Genomic DNA, 19,304 nt, shown 5'->3' with positions numbered 1-19,304 from the left:
ATCGGCGGTGGGTGGAGGGCGGTGGACTGCGCCCGCCTCGGCGGTGGCTGAACGCGCCGCGCCGGGCCTCGGCGGCGGCAGCTGCACGCACTGGACCTGCCCCCAGCGGCAGCCGCACGCGCCGGACCCACCGCCCGGCGGCGGCCCGAACGCGCCGCGCCCGCCCCGGCGGCAGCGAAGACGTCGGTTCGCCCCGGCGGCAGCCGTACGCGCCGCGCCCGGCCCCGGCGCAGCCGTACGCGCCGCGCCCGGCCCCGGCGGCAGCTGGACGCGCCGGACCCACCCTGGCCACAGCCGAACCCGCCGCCCCACCCCCGGCCGCAGTCGGCCCGCGCCCCGAAGACGCCCGCCCCACCCCCGGCCGCAGTCGGCCCGCGCCCCGAAGACGCCCGCCCCACCCCCGGCCGCAGTCGGCCCGCGCCCCGAAGACGCCCGCCCAGCCCCTGGCGGCAGGCGATCACGCGTGTTACCAAGGATCATGCCCGCACCCGCTCGCGCCTACGACGCCGTCATCGTCGGTGGTGGTCACAACGGTCTGGTGGCCGCCGCGTATCTGGCCCGTGCCGGACGGTCGGTCCTGGTTCTGGAACGGCAGGGGCACACCGGCGGCGCCGCGGTGTCCACGCGGCCGTTCCGCGGGGTGGACGCGCGGCTGTCGCGCTACTCGTATCTCGTCAGCCTGCTGCCGAAGAAGATCGTGCGGGACCTCGGCCTGGACTTCCGGGTCCGCACCCGCACCGTCTCGTCGTACACCCCCGTCGTCCGCGACGGACGCCCCACCGGCCTGCTCGTCGGCGGCGGCGAGCGCCGGACTCGGGAGGCGTTCGCGCGGCTGACCGGCGGGGAGCGGGAGTATGCCGCCTGGCGGCGTTTCCACGGCATGACCGGCCGGGTCGCCGAACGCGTGTTCCCCACGCTGACCGAGCCGCTGCCCAGCCGGGCCGAGCTGCGGCGCCGCGTCGACGACGAGGACGCCTGGCGGATGCTGTTCGAGGAGCCGATCGGCGTCGCCATCGAGGAGCACTTCACGGACGACCTGGTCCGGGGCGTGGTCCTCACCGACGCGCTCATCGGCACCTTCGCCGACGCCCACGACCCCACGCTGCGGCAGAACCGGTGCTTCCTCTATCACGTGATCGGCGGCGGCACCGGTGCCTGGGACGTTCCCGTCGGCGGCATGGGTGCCCTCACCGAAGCGCTCGCCGCCACGGCCCGCGCGGCCGGCGCCGTCCTGGCCACCGGGCACGAGGTGGTGCGTATCGCCACCGACGGCACGGCCGCCGAGGTCACCTACCGCACCGCCGACGGCGAGGGCGTCGCCGCCGCCCGGCACGTGCTGGTGAACGCCTCACCGCGGGAACTGGCCGCCCTCACGGGGGACCCGCCGCCCGAGCCCCCCGAGGGCGCCCAGCTGAAGGTCAACATGCTGCTGAAGCGGCTCCCGAGACTCCTCGACCCGGACACCGACCCGCGCGAGGCGTTCGCCGGTACCTTCCACGTCGCCGAGGGCTACCGCCAGCTGGCCGCCGCCCACGCCCAGGCCGCCGCCGGCGATCCGCCCCTCGCCCCGCCCTCCGAGATCTACTGCCACTCCCTCACGGACCCGACGATCCTCGGCCCCGAACTGACCGAGCGCGGCTACCAGACCCTCACCCTGTTCGGCCTGCACACCCCCGCCCGGCTCTTCGCCCGCGACCACGACACCGTCCGCGACGACCTGCTGGAACGCACCCTCGCCCAGCTCGACGCCCAGCTCGCCGAACCCCTCGCCGACTGCCTCGCCGAGGACGCCGACGGCCGCCCCTGCATCGAGGCGAAGACCCCGCTGGACCTGGAACGCGAGCTGAGGCTGCCCGGCGGCCACATCTTCCACCGGGACCTGTCCTGGCCCCACGCCCAGGACGGCACCGGCCGCTGGGGCGTCGAGACCCGGCACCCCAACGTCCTGCTGTGCGGCGCGGGCGCCGTGCGCGGCGGCGGGGTGAGCGGGGTGCCGGGACACAACGCGGCGATGGCCGTGCTGGAACAGTCCCCGTAATCCCCGCACAGTCCCCGTAGTCCTTGTAATCCCCGCACAGTCCCCGTAGTCCCCGTAGTCCCTGTAGTCCTTGTAGTCCCCGTGACGGGGCGCAGGCCGCGGACGCGGCCTGGAGCAGGACGTCAGTCGGCGGTCGCCGACCAGCCCGCCGCCGTGATCCGGGCAGCGTCGGCGGGCCGTGCCTCGTCGAACAGGACCTCGCCGCCCGCCGTCACGCGCAGCGCGTCGACGTACGCACCCCGGCCGACGTACAGCCGGTCCGTGGTGTACCGCCACCGCACCGTCAGCCCCCGCACGGCCGGGAGGTCCGCCACGAGCCGGTGCCACACCCGGCCCGACCAGCCGCCGACCGCGCCGGACGGCCGGTCCACGGGCTCCTCCCTGGGCCGGGAGATCGTGAACGGCACCGGACGCCACGAGGCGCCGCCGTCCGCCGAGGCCTCCAGGACGAGGGAGTCCGCCCCCGGCTCGGTGTCCCACCACAGCAGACAGCGCAGCCGGGCGCCGCCGCCCGAGGTGTCCACCGAGGGGAGGGTGAGCGTCGCCGTCGTCGCGCTCGCCATGCCGGAGAACCAGGCCGTACGCCCACGCGGCGGCCGGACCGGCACCGCCCGCGCCAGGTTGTTCGCGGCGGCCACCCGGGGCGCCGAGCCGGAGCGCCAGCTCCGCACCGGGTGCACCGAGTTGCCGAGCAGCACGAGGAACGAGTCGGTCGTCGGGTCGAGGACCAGCGAGGTGCCGGTGAACCCGGTGTGGCCCGCGGTGCGCGGGGTGGCCAGCGCGCCCATGTACCAGTGCTGGTACAGCTCGAAGCCGAGGCCGTGCTCGTCGCCGGGGAAGGCGGTGTTGAAGTCGGTGAACATCAGCTCCACCGACTCCGGCGCCAGGACGCGCGTACGGCCGTAGGAGCCGCCGTTGAGCAGGGTCCGGCCGAGGACGGCCAGGTCCCACGCGGTGGAGAACACCCCGGCGTGGCCCGCGACCCCGCCGAGGGAGAAGGCATTCTCGTCGTGCACCTCACCCCAGACCAGACCCCGGTCCAGCCCCGACCACGGCTTGCGGGCGACCTCCGTGGCCGCGATCTTCGGCTTCCAGGAGGCGGGCGGGTTGAAACGAGTGCGGTGCATCCCGAGTGGAGCAGTGATCTCGTCGTGGAGCAGGGTGTCCAGAGTGCGAGCGGTGATCTTCTCCAGGACCAGCTGGAGCGAGATCAGGTTGAGGTCCGAGTAGAGGTAGCGGCTCCCGGGCGGCGCGACCGGCGCCTCGTTCCAGATCAGCCGCAGCTTCTCCTCGTAGGTCGGCGCGGCGTACAGCGGGATCCAGGCGCGGAACCCGGAGGTGTGGGTGAGCAGCTGCCGGATCGTCACATCCTGCTTGCCCGCGGCCCCGAACTCCGGCAGATACGAGGCGACCCGCCCCTCCAGTTCCAGCGCGCCCCGCTCGATCTGCTGCACCGCGAGGATCGAGGTGAACAGCTTGGACACCGAGGCGAGGTCGAAGACGGTGTCCTCCGCCATCGGGATCTGCTCCTCGGCCGGGAACTCCACTGCGGTGTCGGTCTTCTCGTCGTACCCGGCGTAGCGCACCGCCGTCCCGATCGGCTGGTGCAGCGCGACCGTGCCGCCCCGCCCGGCGAGCAGCACGGCGCCCGCGTACCAGGGGTGCTTGGGGGAGGGGCCGAGGAACACCTCGGCGTCGGTGACGAGCCGGCGCAGCGGGCCGGCGAGCAGCCCGGCGCGCTCCGGCGAGCCGTGGCGCAGGGTCGGGTGCCCCTGCCCCGCCCGCCCGGGTGCGGCGGCCACGGCCGGCGCCGCGGGCAGCGGGGCGAAGGCGAGTGCTCCGCCCAGGACCACCGCCGCCTTCCCAAGTTGACGACGGGTCACCCCTCCGTCTGCTCTGCCCGCTCTGTCCTCGCTCATCGAGTCCCTCCCGCACATGGTCGGCCGGCTGCACTCGAAAGCATGTCCAGCGGACCTCCCCCGTAAATCCCCGCTGGGCCGGACGCGCCCGGGGACAAACCCCTGTGACGCGCCCGGCGGGCCGTTCAGCGCTCCCGTACCCGCACGACCTCGAGCGCGGGCGAGGACAGGATGTCCTTCTCGCAGAACCGCGAGGTCACCCACCGCTCCCCGGAGTACAGCCGGGTCTGGTCGGCGTGGTGCGGCGAGGCGGGGTTCGAGGACTGGGAGTACGACAGCAGGGTCCGCGCCACCGGGCACCGGCCGCCGTCCCAGCCGACGGCCTGGAGGTAGCTGGAGCCCGTGGTCACCTCCGTGTAGCCGCCCCGGGCCGGGTCCCACACCGGCTCGATCTTGTTCCACACGCCCAGCGACTCGGTGCCGCCGGACACGGGAAGACGCTCACCGCCACGCACCACGAACTGGTGTGCGCCGAGTCGCGCGTCCAGCGGGACGCCCGCCGCGCGCAGCTCGGCGACCGCGTCCGCGAGGGCGGTGGTGAAGCCCGGCTCGGCCGTGTTCAGGGTGTGCGGAGTGCGGACCGGGTCGGCCGGGGAGAACGGCACCTTCCACAGCCGGTCCGCGGGCACGGACGCGATCAGCTTGCGCCAGAACCGGTCGAACAGCAGGGCGCCCCGGCTGCCGGTGTCCACGGTCCGGTCCCAGGCGGCGAGCACGTCACACGCTTCCCGTACGTCGACCGGCGCGCCCTTGCTGCTCGTCGCCGTCCCGCCCGGCAGCCCGGCGCAGGCCTTCGCCGCGTCGGCCGCGGCCAGGTCGCCCGCGGGCACCCGGTTGGCGAACTGCTGCCGCTGGAGGTCCCGTACGGTCAGCTCCCCGCGGCCCGCCATCGCCGCCACGTCCTCCAGCGCGCCGCGCGTGCGCAGGGAGCGCGGGGTGCCGAGGTCGCCGAAGACCCGCTCGTACCCGGTCAGCGGCCGGTCCGCGTTGGCCAGCCAGGCGCTGTTGTTCGAGTTCTCCGCGTACGGCGCGTCCTTCAGCGTCGGCATCCGCGCGGGCCCGAAGATGCCCGCCTGTACGGCGTCGGCGTCCCGGCCGAGGGCACAGTCGCCGCGCGAGCCGTCCAGGACCGCCACCCCCGACGAGGGATAGGTGACCTTGCCGAGCGCGGTGGAGCAGCGCCGGGCGAGGTCGTCGGTGATCCGGGGGAGCACCTGCGACTGGGTGAACAGCGTGTGCCCGGACGAGTCGGCGGCGATGGTGTTCACCCACGGCAGGCCCTGGGTGTCGCGCAGCGCGTCGAGCACGTCGTCCGTGCTCCGCGCGGTGCTGAAGCCGAGCGCGGTGTCGGACGCGCGCAGGTTGGCCGCGTTGGGGTCGTTGAGGGCGTACGCCGTCGTCGTGGTCCACGGCAGCGGCAGACCGCTGCCGAGCCCGCCGACCACCGGGCCGTAGCGCGTCCACCACTGCGTGCGGGTGACCGGCGCGCCGTCCTTCACGGTGACGGTGACCGTACGCTTCGTCATCCGCTCGGGCCGGCCGTCGACCAGATAGACCGTCGGGTCCGCCGGGTCCAGGGTCAGCTGGTGCAGGTTCAGGGTGACGCCGGTGGCCACGGTGTGGCTCCACGCCACCCACGCGTTGTGCCCGATGGAGATCGTGGCCGACCCGAGCAGCGAGCCGCCCGCCACGTTCAGCCGCCCGGGGATGGTCTGCTGCGACTGCCAGAACCGCCGCCCGCCGTGCCAGGGGTAGTGCGGGTTGCCGAGCAGCAGGCCCCGGCCGTTCGCGGTGGTCGCCCCGCTGAAGGCGACCGCGTTGGAGCCCATGTCCGAGGCCTGGGCGGCGAAGAGGTCCCGTGCGGCGCGGGCGGTGTCCTCGGCTTCCGGAGTGCCGGTGCCGGTGCCGGTGCCAGTGCCGGTGCCGGCACCGGCGGCGGACCGCGCCGGCGGACGCGCGGCCGTGATGCCGTCCACGGCCCGCCCCTGCCCGCCGAGCACCGCGATCGCGTGCCCCCGCGCCGCCACGTCCAGCGTCGTCACCGGCCGTACCCAGGCGGCGCCCGCGCACGCCGGGTCGGTGATCCGGTTCTCGCGCAACCAGGCGTTGTAGCCGGCGGCGTAACCCCGCATCAGCTCCTTCGACGCCCGGCTCGGACCCGCCGGGGCGGGCTGGGCGAGCAGCTTCTCGACCGTGCCCGCGTCGCGCACCCCGCGGAAGTACAGGTCGCTGGAGAGGTTGGTGGCCGCCGAGGAGAGCGAGGCGTCGGGCGCGGCGTCCGGCCCGAAGTACCGGGACCGCTCGCCGCGTACGGTCACGAAGCCGTCGGCGAGGACGCACACCTGGTCCGCGGCCTGCGCCCAGCCGGTGCCGAAGCCGAGGTCGGCCCAGCTGTGTCCGACGATGTGCGGTATGCCGTACTCGGTGTACCGGATGACGGCGGACAGCCCGCCGTGCGCGGGACGGTCCTCCCGGCCGTCGGGCGCGGCGGCGGCCGCGGGCAGACCGGCCGTCGCGGTGAACAGGGCGACGGCCGTGACCGTGAGCCGTCTCGGACGGATGCGCATGGAGCCTCCCGACATCATTGGGGGAAGGGGCGGTTGAGCGTACCAACGGGTATGTGCCGGATGCATGGGTCCGGCGCGGTGTTCGTCTCGCTCTCTTGACCCCGCACGGCCCGGGAATCGAGGATCGGGGGCCATGAGGCCCGGACACGGCAGCACGGTCGACGGGGTGCTGCGACGCAGCGCCCGCCGCACCCCCGCCCGCGTCGCGGTGGAGTACCGCGACCGCCGGTGGACGTACGCGGAGCTGGACGACGCCGTCTCCCGAGCCGCGCGCGCCCTCCTGGACCGGGGCCTCAGCCCCGGCGACCGCGTCGGCGCGTACGGCCACAACTCCGACGCCTATCTCATCGGCTTCCTCGCCTGCGCCCGCGCCGGCCTGGTGCACGTGCCCGTCAACCAGCACCTCACCGGCGACGACCTCGCCTATCCGGTCCACCAGTCGGGCATCTCCCTCGTCCTCGCCGACCCGGACCTGGCCGGCCGGCTGCCCGACGGGACCCCGGTGGTGCCGCTGCGCGACGCCGTCGGCTCCCTGCTGGACCTCCTCGCCTCCGCCCCGCCGTACGACGGCCCCGAGGCGCGCGCCGAGGACCTGGTGCAGCTGCTCTACACCTCCGGCACCACGGCCCTGCCGAAGGGCGCGATGATGACCCACCGGGCGCTGGTGCACGAGTACTTGAGCGCCATCACCGCGCTCGACCTGAGCGCGGGGGACCGCCCGGCGCACGCGCTGCCGCTCTACCACTCGGCGCAGATGCACGTCTTCCTGCTGCCGTATCTCGCGGTCGGCGCGACGAACATCGTCCTCGACGCCCCCGACGGCGACCGGCTCTTCGACCTGATCGAGGCCGGGCGGGTCGACAGCCTGTTCGCCCCGCCCACGGTGTGGATCGGCCTCGCCGGCCGCCCCGACTTCGCGACCCGCGACCTCGGCGGGCTGCGCAAGGCGTACTACGGGGCCTCGGTCATGCCCGTACCGGTCCTCGAGCGCCTGCGGGCGCGCCTGCCCCAACTGGCCTTCTACAACTGCTTCGGACAGAGCGAGATCGGTCCGCTCGCCACCGTCCTCGGCCCCGACGAGCACGCGGGCCGCCTGGACTCCTGCGGCCGGCCCGTGCTGTTCGTCGACGCCCGCGTCGTCGACGAGGACGGCAAGGACGTGCCCGACGGCACACCCGGCGAAATCGTCTACCGCTCCCCGCAGTTGTGCGAGGGCTACTGGGACAAGCCCGAGGAGACCGCCGCCGCCTTCCGCGACGGCTGGTTCCGCTCCGGCGACCTCGCGGTCCGCGACGCGGACGGCTACTTCACCATCGTCGACCGCGTGAAGGACGTCATCAACTCCGGTGGCGTCCTGGTCGCCTCGCGCCAGGTCGAGGACGCCCTCTACACCCACGAGGGCGTCGCCGAGGCGGCCGTCGTCGGCCTGCCCGACGAGAAGTGGATCGAGGCGATCACCGCCTTCGTCGTCCCGCGCGGCGAGGTGAGCGAGGCCGAGCTGATCGCGCACGCCCGCGAGCGCCTGACCCCCTTCAAGGCGCCCAAACGCGTCGTCTTCGTCGACAGCCTGCCCCGCAACGCCAGCGGCAAGATCCTCAAACGGGAACTGCGGGACCGCGGTTGAACGACGGAGTGAGCGACGATCCGGTCGAGGCACCGGGCGCGCGGCAGGCGGTGTCGGTGGTGATACCGGTGCTGCTGGACGGCGAGCCGGACTGGGAGCGGGGGCCGCTGCCGTTCGGCACCGAGGAGCGGCGCTGGGACGCGGAACGCCGCGGCCAGTACTACGCGCCGGCGGCGGCACGCGCTCTCTACGGACGCCGATGGCACCGCAGAGCGTCGGTCACCGAGGGCCCGCTGACGCTGGAGGGCCTGGAACTGCTGCGGGTGGCGACACCCAAGGAGCCCCGGCACGCGCTCGGCGTACTGCACTTCGCCGTACGCGATGTCCCGCTGCCGGCGGTCCTGCGGGGGATCGGGCACCGGGCGGGCGCGGGCCCCGATCCGCTGACCGGGGCGCTGGATCCGGCCGTGCTGTTCGGCGGCGTGGCCGACACCGCGCCGCCCCGGGCCCCCTTCGCGCTGGCCCGGCCGTACACCGTGGCCTTCTTCAGCCCCGGCGCCACCCACACCGCCGTCCTGCGCGAGGCCGACGGCCGGCTGCCCGTCTCGGCCGACCGCCGGCTGCGCGAGCTGGCGTGGCGGTCGACGGAGGCCGACAACCCGTCCCCACCGGAACGCGTCGAGGGGATCTCCGCCGAGGCGATCCGCATCTCCGCCGACTGGAGCGCCCTGGTCGGCCGCCACGGCGCCGCGTTCCTCGGCCACCGGCCCGACCAAGGACCCGGCGACTTCTACGAATTCGCGGCGGTCCAGGCCCGCGCGGTGTACCTGGACGCCCTCCTGCTCGGCATGGTCCAGCGCGACCACCTCGACGCGCTCACCGACGAGCTGTCCCAGGTCTTCGACAGCACCCCGGGACTGGCCCGGCGGGTGTCCGCGCTGGAACGGCACATCGCCGTCTTCCGCAGCACCTGCTGGCGCCGCCACCAGACCGTGCACGGCCCCGCCGACGGACTGCTGCGCGCCTTCCAGGCCCAGCACCGGCTGCCCGAACTGTTCACCGACATCCTGGCCGAGGCCGCCGACTACAGCCGGATCGTCCAGACCCGCGAGAGCCGGCAGATCGCGGGAGCCCTCGGAGTCCTCACCGTCCTCGGCCTGCCCCTGGGCACCGCCCTCTCCGTCCTCCAGGTGCTGGGCGACGAGAACCCCTGGCACCTCCTCATCGCCCTCACCGGCGCCCTGGCCGCCACCGCCGCGGCCCTCACCACCCGGTACGGCCGCCTGGTCGTGGCCTCCCTGCGCGGCACGCCGCGACGCGGGCGGGAACGCGACTGACTCAGCGCTTCGGCCGCAGGTCCACGATCCGGCGGATCTTGCCCACCGACCGCTCCAGCGACTCCGGGTCGACGATCGCCACCGACACCGACACCCCGATGCCGTCCTTCACGGCCGCCGCGATCGAACGGGCGGCGGCCTCACGGACCTCGGGGCCCGCGTCGGGGCGGGCCTCGGCCAGGACCGTGAGGGCGTCGAGCCGGCCCTCCCGGGTGAGGCGCAGCTGGAAGTGCGGGGCCACGCCCGGGGTGCGCAGCACGATCTCCTCGATCTGCGTGGGGAAGAGGTTCACCCCGCGCAGGATCACCATGTCGTCGCTGCGTCCGGTGACCTTCGCCATCCGCCGGAACACCCGGGCCGTGCCCGGCAGCAGCCGGGTGAGATCACGCGTGCGGTAGCGGACGACGGGCATCGCCTCCTTGGTGAGCGAGGTGAAGACCAGTTCCCCCTCCTCGCCGTCCGGCAGCACCTCGCCGGTGACCGGGTCCACGACCTCGGGGTAGAAGTGGTCCTCCCAGATGTGCAGCCCGTCCTTGGTCTCCACGCACTCCTGGGCGACGCCGGGGCCGATCACCTCCGACAGGCCGTAAATGTCGACCGCGTCGATGGCGAACCGCTCCTCGATCTCCCGCCGCATCCGCTCGGTCCACGGCTCGGCGCCGAAGACACCGACGCGCAGCGAGGTTCCGCGCGGGTCGACGCCCTGCCGTTCGAACTCGTCCAGCAGCGTGAGCATGTACGACGGCGTGACCATGATGATGTCCGGCCTCAGGTCCTGGATGAGCCGGACCTGGCGGGCGGTCATGCCGCCGGACGCGGGGATGACCGTACAGCCGAGCCGTTCGGCCCCGTAGTGCGCGCCGAGGCCGCCGGTGAACAGGCCGTATCCGTACGCCACATGCACCCGGTCGCCCGGCCTGCCGCCCGCCGCGCGGATCGAACGCGCCACCATGTCCGCCCACATGGACAGATCGCTTTCGGTGTACCCCACCACCGTGGGCTGCCCGGTCGTCCCGCTGGAGGCGTGGATGCGGCGGATACGGTCCTGCGGTACGGCGAACATCCCGTACGGGTAGTTCTCCCGCAGGTCCGCCTTGGTCGTGAACGGGAACCGGGCCAGATCGGCGAGCGAGTGGCAGTCGTCCGGGTGGACACCGGCCTTGTCGAAGGACTCCCGGTAGAAGGGCACGTTCGCGTACGCGTGCCGCAGCGTGGCCCGCAGCCGCTCCAGTTGCAGCGCCCGCAGCCCTTCCGGATCGAGCCGTTCTCCCGCGTCCAGCAGCTCCGTCGCTTCCGCCATGCGGACTACTCCCTCACCAACCGCACCAATCCGGGCGACCGATCATTCGGTCGAGGTCGTGGAGATCAGTAATCCAGCCCCGGCGGCACACGCGCAAGAGGTCAGCGCGCACTTTCTCGCCCACGCGGGACCCCGCCCCGCCCGAACTGCCTTGCGGCAGCCGGCGGGCCCCGGCGATCATCGGCGCCATGCCGACCTTCAGCGCCCCCGACGGAACCCGCCTCGCCTACCACCTGCGCGGCGCGGGCGACCCGCTCGTCGTCCTCCCCGGCGGGCCCATGCGCGCCTCCGCCTACCTCGGCAACCTGGGTGGACTCGGGCGGCACCGGCGGCTGGTGCTGCCGGACCTGCGCGGCACGGGCGAGTCCGAGGTGCCCGCGGACCCGGCGTCGTACCGCTGTGACCGGCTGGTCGACGACGTGGAGGCGCTGCGGCGGGAGCTGGGTCTGGAGCGGATCGACCTGCTCGGGCACTCGGCGGGCGGAAGCCTGGCGATGCTGTACGCCGCCCGGTACCCCGATCGGGTGGCGCGGCTCGTGCTGGTCACCGTCACGCCCAGGGCGCTGGGCCTGCCCGCGACGGCCGAGGACCGGCTGGCGGCGGCCCGGCTGCGAGCGGGCGAGCCGTGGTTCGAGCGCGCCTTCCCGGTGTTCAAGGCCTGGCTCGCGGGCGAGCGCGACTTCGACGACGCCCTCGTGCCCTTCTTCTACGGCCGCTGGGACGCCACCGCCGCCGCGCACGCCGCCCGCGAGGAGGCGGAGACCAACGAGGAGGCCGCCGACGTCTACGGCTCCGAGGGCGCCTACGACCCGCCCGCGACCCGCGCCGCCCTCGCCCGGCTGACCGCCCCCGTCCTCGTCCTCGCCGGCGAACTCGACGGCGGGCCGAGCCCCGCCCTCGCCCGCCGCGCCGCCGCCGTCCTCCCGCACGCGCGGTGCGTCGTGCAGCCCGGTGCCGGGCACTATCCGTGGCTCGACGACCCGGAGTGGTTCACGGACCGCGTCACCGCCTTCCTGGCCGCCGGCTCCCGCGCGGACCGGTAGTCCCCGGGGGAAAGGTCCCCCACACGTGGCCTGTCCGCCGCGGGACCCGATCGCTAGGCTGGCCGCGGACGACGAATCGGGAGGAGCACGGACGTGGCCGAGAGCACCACCCAGCACAAGCCGCTGACCGGCTGGGACAAGCCGGACCTGGACCTGAGCAAGGCCGAGTGGCAGTCCGGCAGCCGCGGACTCGGGGATGTCCAGATCGCCTTTGTCGAGGGGTTCATCGCGATGCGCAACAGCGGCCGCCCGGAGAGCCCGTCCCTGATCTTCACCCCCGCCGAGTGGGGAGCGTTCGTGTCGGGGGCGCGGGAGGGCGAGTTCGACCTCACCTGACCGGGGGGACCGGCCGGCCGGGGAGCCGATCCGGGGGTTCACCGCCGCTTTTTCCGGACACGTGACGCCGTACGGCGCTCCGGGGCCGCCGCCTGCGTCAGGCTGGCCCCGGAAGCGGCGGATCGCATTCCGGAGGTGAGGAACCCATGGACACCCTGCCGGTCATCGCGGCGTTCGACGGTTCGGACGACAGCCTGCGCGCCCTCGACTGGGCCTTCGACGCCGCCCGCAGGCGCGCCGCGACGCTGCGCGTGGTGCACGTACGGCAGTACGCGGCCTGGGCCCCGGCCGGGATCGCGCTCCCGATGCCGCCACGGGCCGCGACCGACCCCGTGCTCGACCAGGCACGCGACTATCTCGACGGGCGCACCGGCCCGGCGTCGGTGGAGCTCGTCGCGGTGGACGGCGCACCCGGCGCCACCCTGCCCGAACTCGGCGCCGAGGCCCAGCTCCTGGTACTGGGCTCCCGGGGCCGCGGCGGCTTCACCAGCCTGCTGCTCGGCTCCAACGGGCTGACCACCGCGCGGGACGCCGAGTGCCCGGTCGTCGTGGTGCCCCGGCCCGGACGCGAACTCGACGGCATCCCCCCGGCGGCCCCCGGCCCCCGCGTGGTCGTCGGCCTCAACGTGGACAGCCCCGACGACGCCGTGCTCGCCTTCGCCTTCGCCGAGGCAGCCCTGCGCGACGCCCGCCTCCAGGCGGTCGCGGCCTATCCGTGGCCCGTGCAACTGTGGACCGGCGCGCCCGGGGAGCTGCTGCCCACCGGGATCGACCAGGACGCCGTCGAACACGAGATCCGGGTCCTCGCGGAGGGCTTCCTCGCCCCGCACCGCGCCCGCCACCCCGAGGTCGAGGTGGAACCGTACGTCGCACCCGGCGACGCGGCCGGACAACTCGTCGCCGCCGCTCAGGGCGCCACCCTGACCGTCGTCGGCCGCCACCGCCGCCGCCTGCTCGCCCCCGCCCGCATGCTCGGCTCGGTCACCCACGCCGTCCTCCTCCACGCCCCGAGCCCGGTCGCGGTGGTCCCGCCCGCTCCCCCGGAGGACGGCGGCTGAGACCGGCCTCCGGCCCTGGCCGCGACGCGGCACCGGCGAGCCGCCCTGGCCACCGCCACCGGCCCCACGCGACGTGCGGGGTGACCGTGGCCCGCACGGGCCGCGGCGGCACGGACGCCCGGCGCTCCCTCTCGGTCCGAGCCGCGATCGCCTTCCCGGACCTCGGCCCCGACGGCCCCGAGCCGCACCGCCGGCTGTTCACCGCGGGCCCGGGCGCCGCGGCCCGCCCGGGCCCGGCGCCCTGGGGGACCGCAACCGGCGCAGGGTGTCCTGGCCCCGGCCCCCGCAACCGGCGCAGGGTGTCCTGGCACCGGCCCCCGCCCCGCAGCCCCCGCGCGCCGAGCCGCCCCCACAGTCGGCGCACTCGATCCCGTCGAGCCGCATCCCGCCCGGCGCCGATGCGGTGCGGCCACGTACCATGGCGACATGTCGTTCCTCCGCCGCCGCAGTGCCACTCCCGCCGGGCCCGACTTCGACGTACTGGCCATGGATCCGGGCGACTGGCCCGGCAATCTGGGCGCGGGCCTGCTGCCCGCCCCCGACGGCAGCTGCCAGGGCGTCTTCCTCCGTTACGACCTGTTCGGCGGCCGTGGCCCCGCCATGATCATCGGCAACCTCCCCGAGGGCTCCCCGGCCCGTGAGGTCCCCGAGGGCCAGGTCCCCTTCGAGGTGGCCCAGCTGCTGCTGGCGCTGGAGAACGACGAGGAGGTGACCGTCGTCGGGACCGAGGACGTACCCGTGATGCAGGGCGACAACCTGCTCATCGTGCGCCGCGTCAAGCTCTCCGAGAGCCGGATCTCCTGCGTCCAGTTCGACCGCAGCGACAACGTCCTGGTCACCATCGCCGCCTGGGACCGCCCCATCACCGACGACCTCTACGCCCTGCTGAAGCCGCTCCCGGCGGAGCTTTTCCAGCAGGGCTGAGGCCCGCGCGTCACCCGGCCGACGGCACCACGTCGACGTCGGCCGCCCGCACGAACGCCACCCGGTGGCCGAACTGGATCTCGTAGTAGAGGTCCTTGCCGGTCACCACGCGGTGCGAGCCGGTGTCGTAGGTGACCGCGTAGTAGTACTCGCCGGGCAGCCGCTCGCCCACGACATAGCGCTGCCCGGCCGGCAGCTTGTACGGCAGCGGCGTCACCGGCTGCGCGGGCACGCCCGCCGGATAGGCGGAGGCCTCCGGATAGGCGCGGCCGTAGACCGGGACGCTCGTCCGGCCGTCCTTCGGCGTCACCACCACGCCCCTCGCCGGGACGGCCGCCGGGGACTTCTTCGGGTTCTTGAACCAGGCCTTCTGGCCGAGATACCAGATCGCCGTCCAGTCACCGGAGCGGTCCGCCACCGCGTACTGCTGCCCGGTGGAGACCCGCGAGCCGATGTCGTTGACGCCGGTCGTCGAGTCACCGCCGCCCGGACGGAGACCGATGTCCTTGACCAGCGGATACCCCTCGCCGGGACCGGAGTACAGCCGCACCGCGCTCGACCCGTGCACCGCGCACGGCTCGCCCCGGGAGACGCAGCCGGTGAACTCCGGGCGGTTCGCGGCGTAGTCCGGGCGGATCGTCACCACACCGGAGCCCTGGCCCGCCGTGGGCTGGAACGGGCGGCCGAGCAGCGTGAAGTAGTGCTGCCAGTCCCAGTACGGCCCCGGGTCGGTGTGCATTCCCGGCACGGTCGCCGGGGTCGGGCCCGGCACGTTGTCGTGACCGAGGATGTGCTGCCGGTCCAGCGGGATGTCGTACGTCTTCGCCAGGTACCTCACCAGCCGCGCCGACGAGCGGTACATGGCCTCCGTGTACCAGGCGTCCGGCGACGCCAGGAAACCCTCGTGCTCCAGGCCGATCGACTTGGCGTTGACGAACCAGTTGCCCGCGTGCCAGGCCACGTCCTTCGCCTTCACATGCTGGGCGATGTGACCGTCGGTGGAGCGCAGACTGTAGTGCCAGGACACATAGGTGGGGTCCTGCACCAGATCCAGGACGCCCTCCCAGCGGCCCTCCGTGTCGTGCACGATGATGTAGTCGATCTCCTGGGAACGGGGCCGGTCGGCGAGGTCGTGGTTGCCGTAGTCGCCGTCCCCGAACTCCTCGTACGGTGCCGGGATCCACTCGCACGACACCGTCGGCGGGCACTCGGTGCCCTCGGCGTCGGCGGTGCGCAGACCCGCCTGCCGCAGCCGGGCGGTGTCGGGCACCAGGTCCGGCTGCGCGGGCAGGGCGACCCGCTGCCCGGCGTCCGTGCGCCGCTCCCCGCCGGCCCGCAGCACGTCGTACACGTCGTTCGCGTACGCCGCCGCCGTGGCGGTGTCGTCCGCGCCGGAGAAGCGGGCCACCGCCGCGTACCAGTCCGCCGGATCCGCGCTCGGCGGCGCCCCCAGCTCCCGCTGCGCCGCGGCGAGCAGCGCCGCACCGCCGGCGATGTTCGCGGCCGGGTCCGTGCGCAGCCGCTCGGGCGCCAGGCCGGTCAGCTCGGCGGCCTTCGTCAGTGTGGTGAGACGGGCGGGCAGGTCCGTGACGTGCGGTACCTCGGCCGTGGGGAGCAGCGGCGGGCGGGAGTCGTCGCCGCGCGGGTCCTCCGTGTCCTCGGAGTGGTGCGGGGGAGCGGTCGCCAGGGCGGTACGGGCGTCGGTGAGGTGCATCGGGCCGTAGCCGCCGACGACGCTCGGCGCTCCGGCGTGGGTGTCCCAGCGGGACTGGAGGTAGGACACGCCGAGCAGCACGCTCTGCGGCACGTCGTACGTCTCGGACGCGGCGGCGAACGCCTGTTGCAGACCGCCCGCCGTCTCACCGCCCTCGGCCGGGGCGGCGCCCAGCAACGGCAGCAGCAGAGCCGCGCCGGCCACGGCACCGGCGACACGCCGTCCGGGTCTCGGCCCGGCGGCTCGACGGGAATCGGTTCCGGAACCTCGCAAGGCAGCCTCCTGGGACGGTCGGGCGCGATGAGCCGTGCGGAGCCTGACAGTGGTACCGGCTCTCCGACGATCCGTCAATCATGCAAGACACCGAGCGACTTCCCACGTCAACGCGGTTCGGCGGGAGTTTCGCGGCGGCGGGACGCGGGCCTGCGAAGCGTCACTGGCGTACACCAGTGGGGGTGGCGGGGCGCTGATGTGAGGTCCGTCGTGCGCGGACATGACGGGGTCCGCGGTGCGCGGACATGACGGGGTCCGCGGTGCGCCGTCGTCGTCGGCGCGCCGCGGACCGCGATCCCCGTCAGCGAGTGCCGACCGCCGCGCGCACGGCCCGGCGGGCCAGCTGGCAGTCGTCGTGCAGCCGCCGCAGCAGCAGCCGCTGCTCCTCGCCGGACTGCGCGGCGGCCGGGTGGGCCGCTCCCGGTGCCGCCGGGGGCGTCTCGTGCATCGAACGCTGTACGGCCGTCTCGTAGGTGCGGATCTCCCGGGTCAGGACCAGCATCAGATTCACCAGGAACGCGTCCCGCGAGGCCGGGCCCGCGGACTGCGCGATCTGGCTGATGTGCCGCCGCGCCGCCGGGGCGTCCGCGAGCACCGACCACAGTGTGGCGAGGTCATAGCCCGGCAGGTACCAGCCCGCGTGCTCCCAGTCCACCAGCACCGGACCGGCCGGCGACAGCAGCACGTTCGACAGCAGCGCGTCCCCGTGGCAGAACTGGCCCATGCCCTGCCGTCCGGCCGCCATGGCGATGCCGTGCAGCAGTTTCTGCAGGTCGCCGAGGTCACGGTCGGTCAGCAGTCCCAGCTCGTGGTACCGGTTGATCCGCGCCGCGTAGTCCAGCGGCGCGTCGAACGTGCCCGCCGGCGGCCGCCAGGCGTTCAGCCGGCAGATCGCGCCGAGCGCCGCCCGGATGTCCGCCCGCGGCGGAGCCTCCACGGGGTGGCGCTGCAACGCCGCCGCCCGGCCCGGCATCCGCTCGATCACCAGGGTGCAGTTGTCCGGATCCGCCGCGATCAGCCTCGGCACCCGCACCGGAGGGCGGTGCCGGACGAACGAGCGGTATGCAGCTATTTCGTGCCGGATCCGCTCCGCCCACACGGGGGAGTGGTCCAGTAAACACTTGGCGACGGCCGTGCTGCGCCCGGTCGTGCCGACCAGGAGCACGGACCGCCCGCTGCGCCGCAGGACCTGCACCGGTGCGAACTCCGGGCAGATCCGGTGCACCGACGCGATGGCCGTGCGCAGCTGGGCGCCCTGAGGGCCGGACAAGTCGAGTCTCCCGCTGAGCGGTTGGGTGAACCCCCCGCCGCGCCGCGCCGTGCCCTGTCCGAGCACGGGGGAGGCCGGGCGCGCGGGGGCGAGGTAGGGGCCGCCGCCACCCGGGCGGGGGTACAGCGGCCGGGGCGGGGCGGACACGGAGGACGATGCTGCGTACATGGGCGATACAGATCCCTTCGTGTGCCTGCGTCTGCAAAACGCCTCCCGACCCGGCCGTCCGGGTACACCCTGGGGAATGCACCTGTCGCATCAGGGGCGACCGGGTCGGGGTGGCGCGTTCCTACCTGACACCCGATGGCCGGTGGCACACCATCTGGCGGACCCTGGCGAACCCTGGCGAATAGTCGCCCGGCATGTCTCACCGGGCTAGTGTCAACTCAGCCGAGTACCTGGGGGCTTGACGTGAGCGGACAACCCAACACCCGCCTTGCGGACCTGTTCGGCCTGGCCGGCTGGTCCAAGGGGGAACTCGCGAGGCTGGTCAACCGGCAGGCGGCGGCCATGGGCCACCCCCAGCTGGCGACCGACACCTCGCGGGTGCGGCGGTGGATCGACATGGGAGAGATCCCGCGCGATCCGGTGCCGCGGGTGCTGGCGGCGCTGTTCACCGAGCGTCTCGGCCGTGTCGTGACCATCGAGGACCTCGGTCTGGTACGGCACGGGCGTGCGGGGAAACGGCAGGGCGGCGGGAATGCGCAGCATCCCGACGGAGTGCCGTGGGCGCCCGAGCGAACCGCCGCGGTCCTCACCGAATTCACGGGAATGGACCTCATGCTCAACCGACGCGGTTTGGTGGGCGCGGGCGCCGCGCTCGCCGCGGGATCCGCACTCAGCAGCGCCATGCACGACTGGCTGCACACCGACCCGGCCCTGGCGGCCGACGCCCCCCGTTTCGACGATCCCCTGCACGCCGACCCCGCTGGGTTCGACCGCTACGAGGCCGCCCCCATCGGGTCGCAGGAGATCGAGGAGCTGGAGCGCTCGGTCGAGGTGTTCCGCGCCTGGGACGCCGCCCGCGGCGGCGGGCTCCAGCGCAAGGCGGTCGTGGGCCAGCTCAACGAGGTCGGCGGCATCCTCGCCTACCACCACCCACCCCATCTGCAACGGCGCCTGTGGGGCGTCGCGGCCAACCTCGCCGTCCTCGCGGGCTGGATGTCGCACGACGTCGGCCTGGAGCCCACGGCCCAGAAGTACTTCGTGATCGCCGCCCATGCCGCGAGAGAGGGCGGTGACCGTCCCCGGGCCGGCGAGGCGTTGTCGCGGGCGGCCCGCCAGATGGTGCACCTGGGCCGGCCCGACGACGCGCTGGACCTGATGAAGCTCGCCCAGTCCGGCTCCGGCGAGGAGGTGCTGCCCCGCACCAAGGCGATGTTCCACACCATCGAGGCGTGGGCCCAGGCGTCCATGGGCAAGGGCCAGGCCATGCGCCGCACCCTCGGCCAGGCGGAGGACCTCTTCGTCTCCGACAAGGGCGACGTGCCACCGCCCAGCTGGATGCAGCTGTTCAACGAGGCGGATCTGTACGGCATGCAGGCCCTCGCCTATCGCACGCTCGCGGAGTTCGAGCCGGGGGCGGCCGTGCACGCCCAGCACTACGCGGACAAGGCGCTGGCCCTGCGGGTCGACGCACAGGAGCGGTCGAAGATCTTCGACCATCTCTCCATGGCGTCCGCCTGCTTCATCGCCGACGACCCGGAGCAGGCCGCCGGGTACGCGCGCCTCGCGCTGGTGTCGATGAGCTCCAACTCCTCGCGCCGCACCTGGGACCGGCTGCGACAGATGTACCGGCTCACCGCCCAGTACGCCACCTACCCGAAGATCCAGGAGCTGCGGGAGGAGATCAAGCTGGCCCTGCCGAAGGACCAGGCCAGGAAGCTGGGCGGCGGCAACGCGGCCCGCGCGTGAGCGTCATCGGCCGACGAGAAGAACGGACACCGGACCACGCGCAGGAC

13 protein-coding genes are annotated in these 19,304 nt (G+C 74.1%); 8 read left to right on the top strand and 5 right to left on the bottom strand.

Annotation, left to right across the window (positions count from 1 at the left end; genetic code table 11):
• Window positions 1-478 precede the first annotated feature (478 nt).
• Complete coding sequence (locus tag ACIG0D_RS26320) at window positions 479-2,038, top strand: phytoene desaturase family protein (protein ID WP_399805497.1); 1,560 nt, start codon at window positions 479-481, stop codon at window positions 2,036-2,038.
• Window positions 2,039-2,160: 122 nt separating this feature from the next.
• Here ACIG0D_RS26320 and ACIG0D_RS26315 read toward each other — a convergent pair whose 3' ends face one another.
• A complete protein-coding gene (locus tag ACIG0D_RS26315) occupies window positions 2,161-3,957 on the bottom strand; it encodes a serine hydrolase (protein WP_399805495.1) in 1,797 nt (598 codons plus the stop codon).
• A gap of 125 nt (window positions 3,958-4,082) precedes the next feature.
• Entirely contained in the window at window positions 4,083-6,524 is a 2,442-nt protein-coding gene (locus ACIG0D_RS26310) for a penicillin acylase family protein (protein WP_399805493.1), read from the bottom strand.
• A 133-nt stretch (window positions 6,525-6,657) separates the two neighbouring features.
• On the opposite strand from ACIG0D_RS26310, the gene ACIG0D_RS26305 reads away from it, so the two are divergent.
• Both ACIG0D_RS26305 and ACIG0D_RS26300 read left to right on the top strand, forming a co-directional pair.
• Window positions 6,658-8,148, top strand: a complete 1,491-nt coding sequence (locus ACIG0D_RS26305) for an acyl-CoA synthetase (protein ID WP_399805491.1) — start codon at window positions 6,658-6,660, stop codon at window positions 8,146-8,148.
• An 8-nt stretch (window positions 8,149-8,156) separates the two neighbouring features.
• Complete coding sequence (locus tag ACIG0D_RS26300; RefSeq protein WP_399805489.1) at window positions 8,157-9,425, top strand: hypothetical protein; 1,269 nt, start codon at window positions 8,157-8,159, stop codon at window positions 9,423-9,425.
• Window position 9,426: 1 nt separating this feature from the next.
• Here the strand turns inward: ACIG0D_RS26300 and paaK are convergent, their stop codons facing one another.
• A complete protein-coding gene (gene paaK / locus ACIG0D_RS26295) occupies window positions 9,427-10,725 on the bottom strand; it encodes a phenylacetate--CoA ligase PaaK (protein ID WP_399805487.1) in 1,299 nt (432 codons plus the stop codon).
• A 188-nt stretch (window positions 10,726-10,913) separates the two neighbouring features.
• Here paaK and ACIG0D_RS26290 point away from each other — a divergent pair, with 188 nt between their 5' ends.
• The 4 genes from ACIG0D_RS26290 (at window position 10,914) to ACIG0D_RS26275 (ending at window position 14,086) form a co-directional block, all read left to right on the top strand.
• On the top strand, window positions 10,914-11,768 hold the full coding sequence (locus ACIG0D_RS26290; protein ID WP_399805485.1) for an alpha/beta fold hydrolase: 855 nt from the start codon (window positions 10,914-10,916) through the stop codon (window positions 11,766-11,768).
• 93 nt (window positions 11,769-11,861) lie between these two features.
• A complete protein-coding gene (locus tag ACIG0D_RS26285; RefSeq protein WP_399805483.1) occupies window positions 11,862-12,104 on the top strand; it encodes a DUF397 domain-containing protein in 243 nt (80 codons plus the stop codon).
• A 146-nt stretch (window positions 12,105-12,250) separates the two neighbouring features.
• Window positions 12,251-13,162 (top strand): universal stress protein, encoded by a 912-nt coding sequence (locus tag ACIG0D_RS26280; protein ID WP_399805481.1) that lies wholly within the window; start codon window positions 12,251-12,253, stop codon window positions 13,160-13,162.
• A gap of 426 nt (window positions 13,163-13,588) precedes the next feature.
• Window positions 13,589-14,086: a hypothetical protein gene (locus tag ACIG0D_RS26275; protein WP_365768418.1), complete on the top strand. Its 498-nt coding sequence runs from the start codon at window positions 13,589-13,591 to the stop codon at window positions 14,084-14,086.
• A 10-nt stretch (window positions 14,087-14,096) separates the two neighbouring features.
• Here the strand turns inward: ACIG0D_RS26275 and ACIG0D_RS26270 are convergent, their stop codons facing one another.
• Both ACIG0D_RS26270 and ACIG0D_RS26265 read right to left on the bottom strand, forming a co-directional pair.
• Complete coding sequence (locus ACIG0D_RS26270) at window positions 14,097-16,073, bottom strand: N-acetylmuramoyl-L-alanine amidase (RefSeq protein WP_399805479.1); 1,977 nt, start codon at window positions 16,071-16,073, stop codon at window positions 14,097-14,099.
• A gap of 301 nt (window positions 16,074-16,374) precedes the next feature.
• Entirely contained in the window at window positions 16,375-17,511 is a 1,137-nt protein-coding gene (locus tag ACIG0D_RS26265; RefSeq protein ID WP_399805477.1) for an aminoglycoside phosphotransferase family protein, read from the bottom strand.
• 243 nt (window positions 17,512-17,754) lie between these two features.
• Between ACIG0D_RS26265 and ACIG0D_RS26260 the strand changes: the two genes are divergently transcribed.
• The gene (locus ACIG0D_RS26260; RefSeq protein WP_399805475.1) at window positions 17,755-19,257 is read left to right on the top strand and encodes a hypothetical protein; all 1,503 of its coding nucleotides are present in this window, start codon (window positions 17,755-17,757) and stop codon (window positions 19,255-19,257) included.
• Window positions 19,258-19,304 lie beyond the last annotated feature (47 nt).

This window comes from Streptomyces sp. NPDC052773, from assembly GCF_044547145.1.
Lineage (GTDB): Bacteria > Actinomycetota > Actinomycetes > Streptomycetales > Streptomycetaceae > Streptomyces.
Note: the sequence above shows the minus strand (reverse complement) of the source record. Positions and strands in the feature narration are given on the sequence as shown.

Excerpts from the sequence above, each read along its gene's own strand:
- ACIG0D_RS26320 (WP_399805497.1), top strand. The coding sequence starts at position 479 with ATGCCCGCACCCGCTCGCGCCTACGACGCCGTCATCGTCGGTGGTGGT.
- ACIG0D_RS26315 (WP_399805495.1), bottom strand. The coding sequence starts at position 3,957 with ATGAGCGAGGACAGAGCGGGCAGAGCAGACGGAGGGGTGACCCGTCGT.
- ACIG0D_RS26310 (WP_399805493.1), bottom strand. The coding sequence starts at position 6,524 with ATGCGCATCCGTCCGAGACGGCTCACGGTCACGGCCGTCGCCCTGTTC.
- ACIG0D_RS26305 (WP_399805491.1), top strand. The coding sequence starts at position 6,658 with ATGAGGCCCGGACACGGCAGCACGGTCGACGGGGTGCTGCGACGCAGC.
- paaK (WP_399805487.1), bottom strand. The coding sequence starts at position 10,725 with ATGGCGGAAGCGACGGAGCTGCTGGACGCGGGAGAACGGCTCGATCCG.
- ACIG0D_RS26290 (WP_399805485.1), top strand. The coding sequence starts at position 10,914 with ATGCCGACCTTCAGCGCCCCCGACGGAACCCGCCTCGCCTACCACCTG.
- ACIG0D_RS26280 (WP_399805481.1), top strand. The coding sequence starts at position 12,251 with ATGGACACCCTGCCGGTCATCGCGGCGTTCGACGGTTCGGACGACAGC.
- ACIG0D_RS26275 (WP_365768418.1), top strand. The coding sequence starts at position 13,589 with ATGTCGTTCCTCCGCCGCCGCAGTGCCACTCCCGCCGGGCCCGACTTC.
- ACIG0D_RS26265 (WP_399805477.1), bottom strand. The coding sequence starts at position 17,511 with ATGTACGCAGCATCGTCCTCCGTGTCCGCCCCGCCCCGGCCGCTGTAC.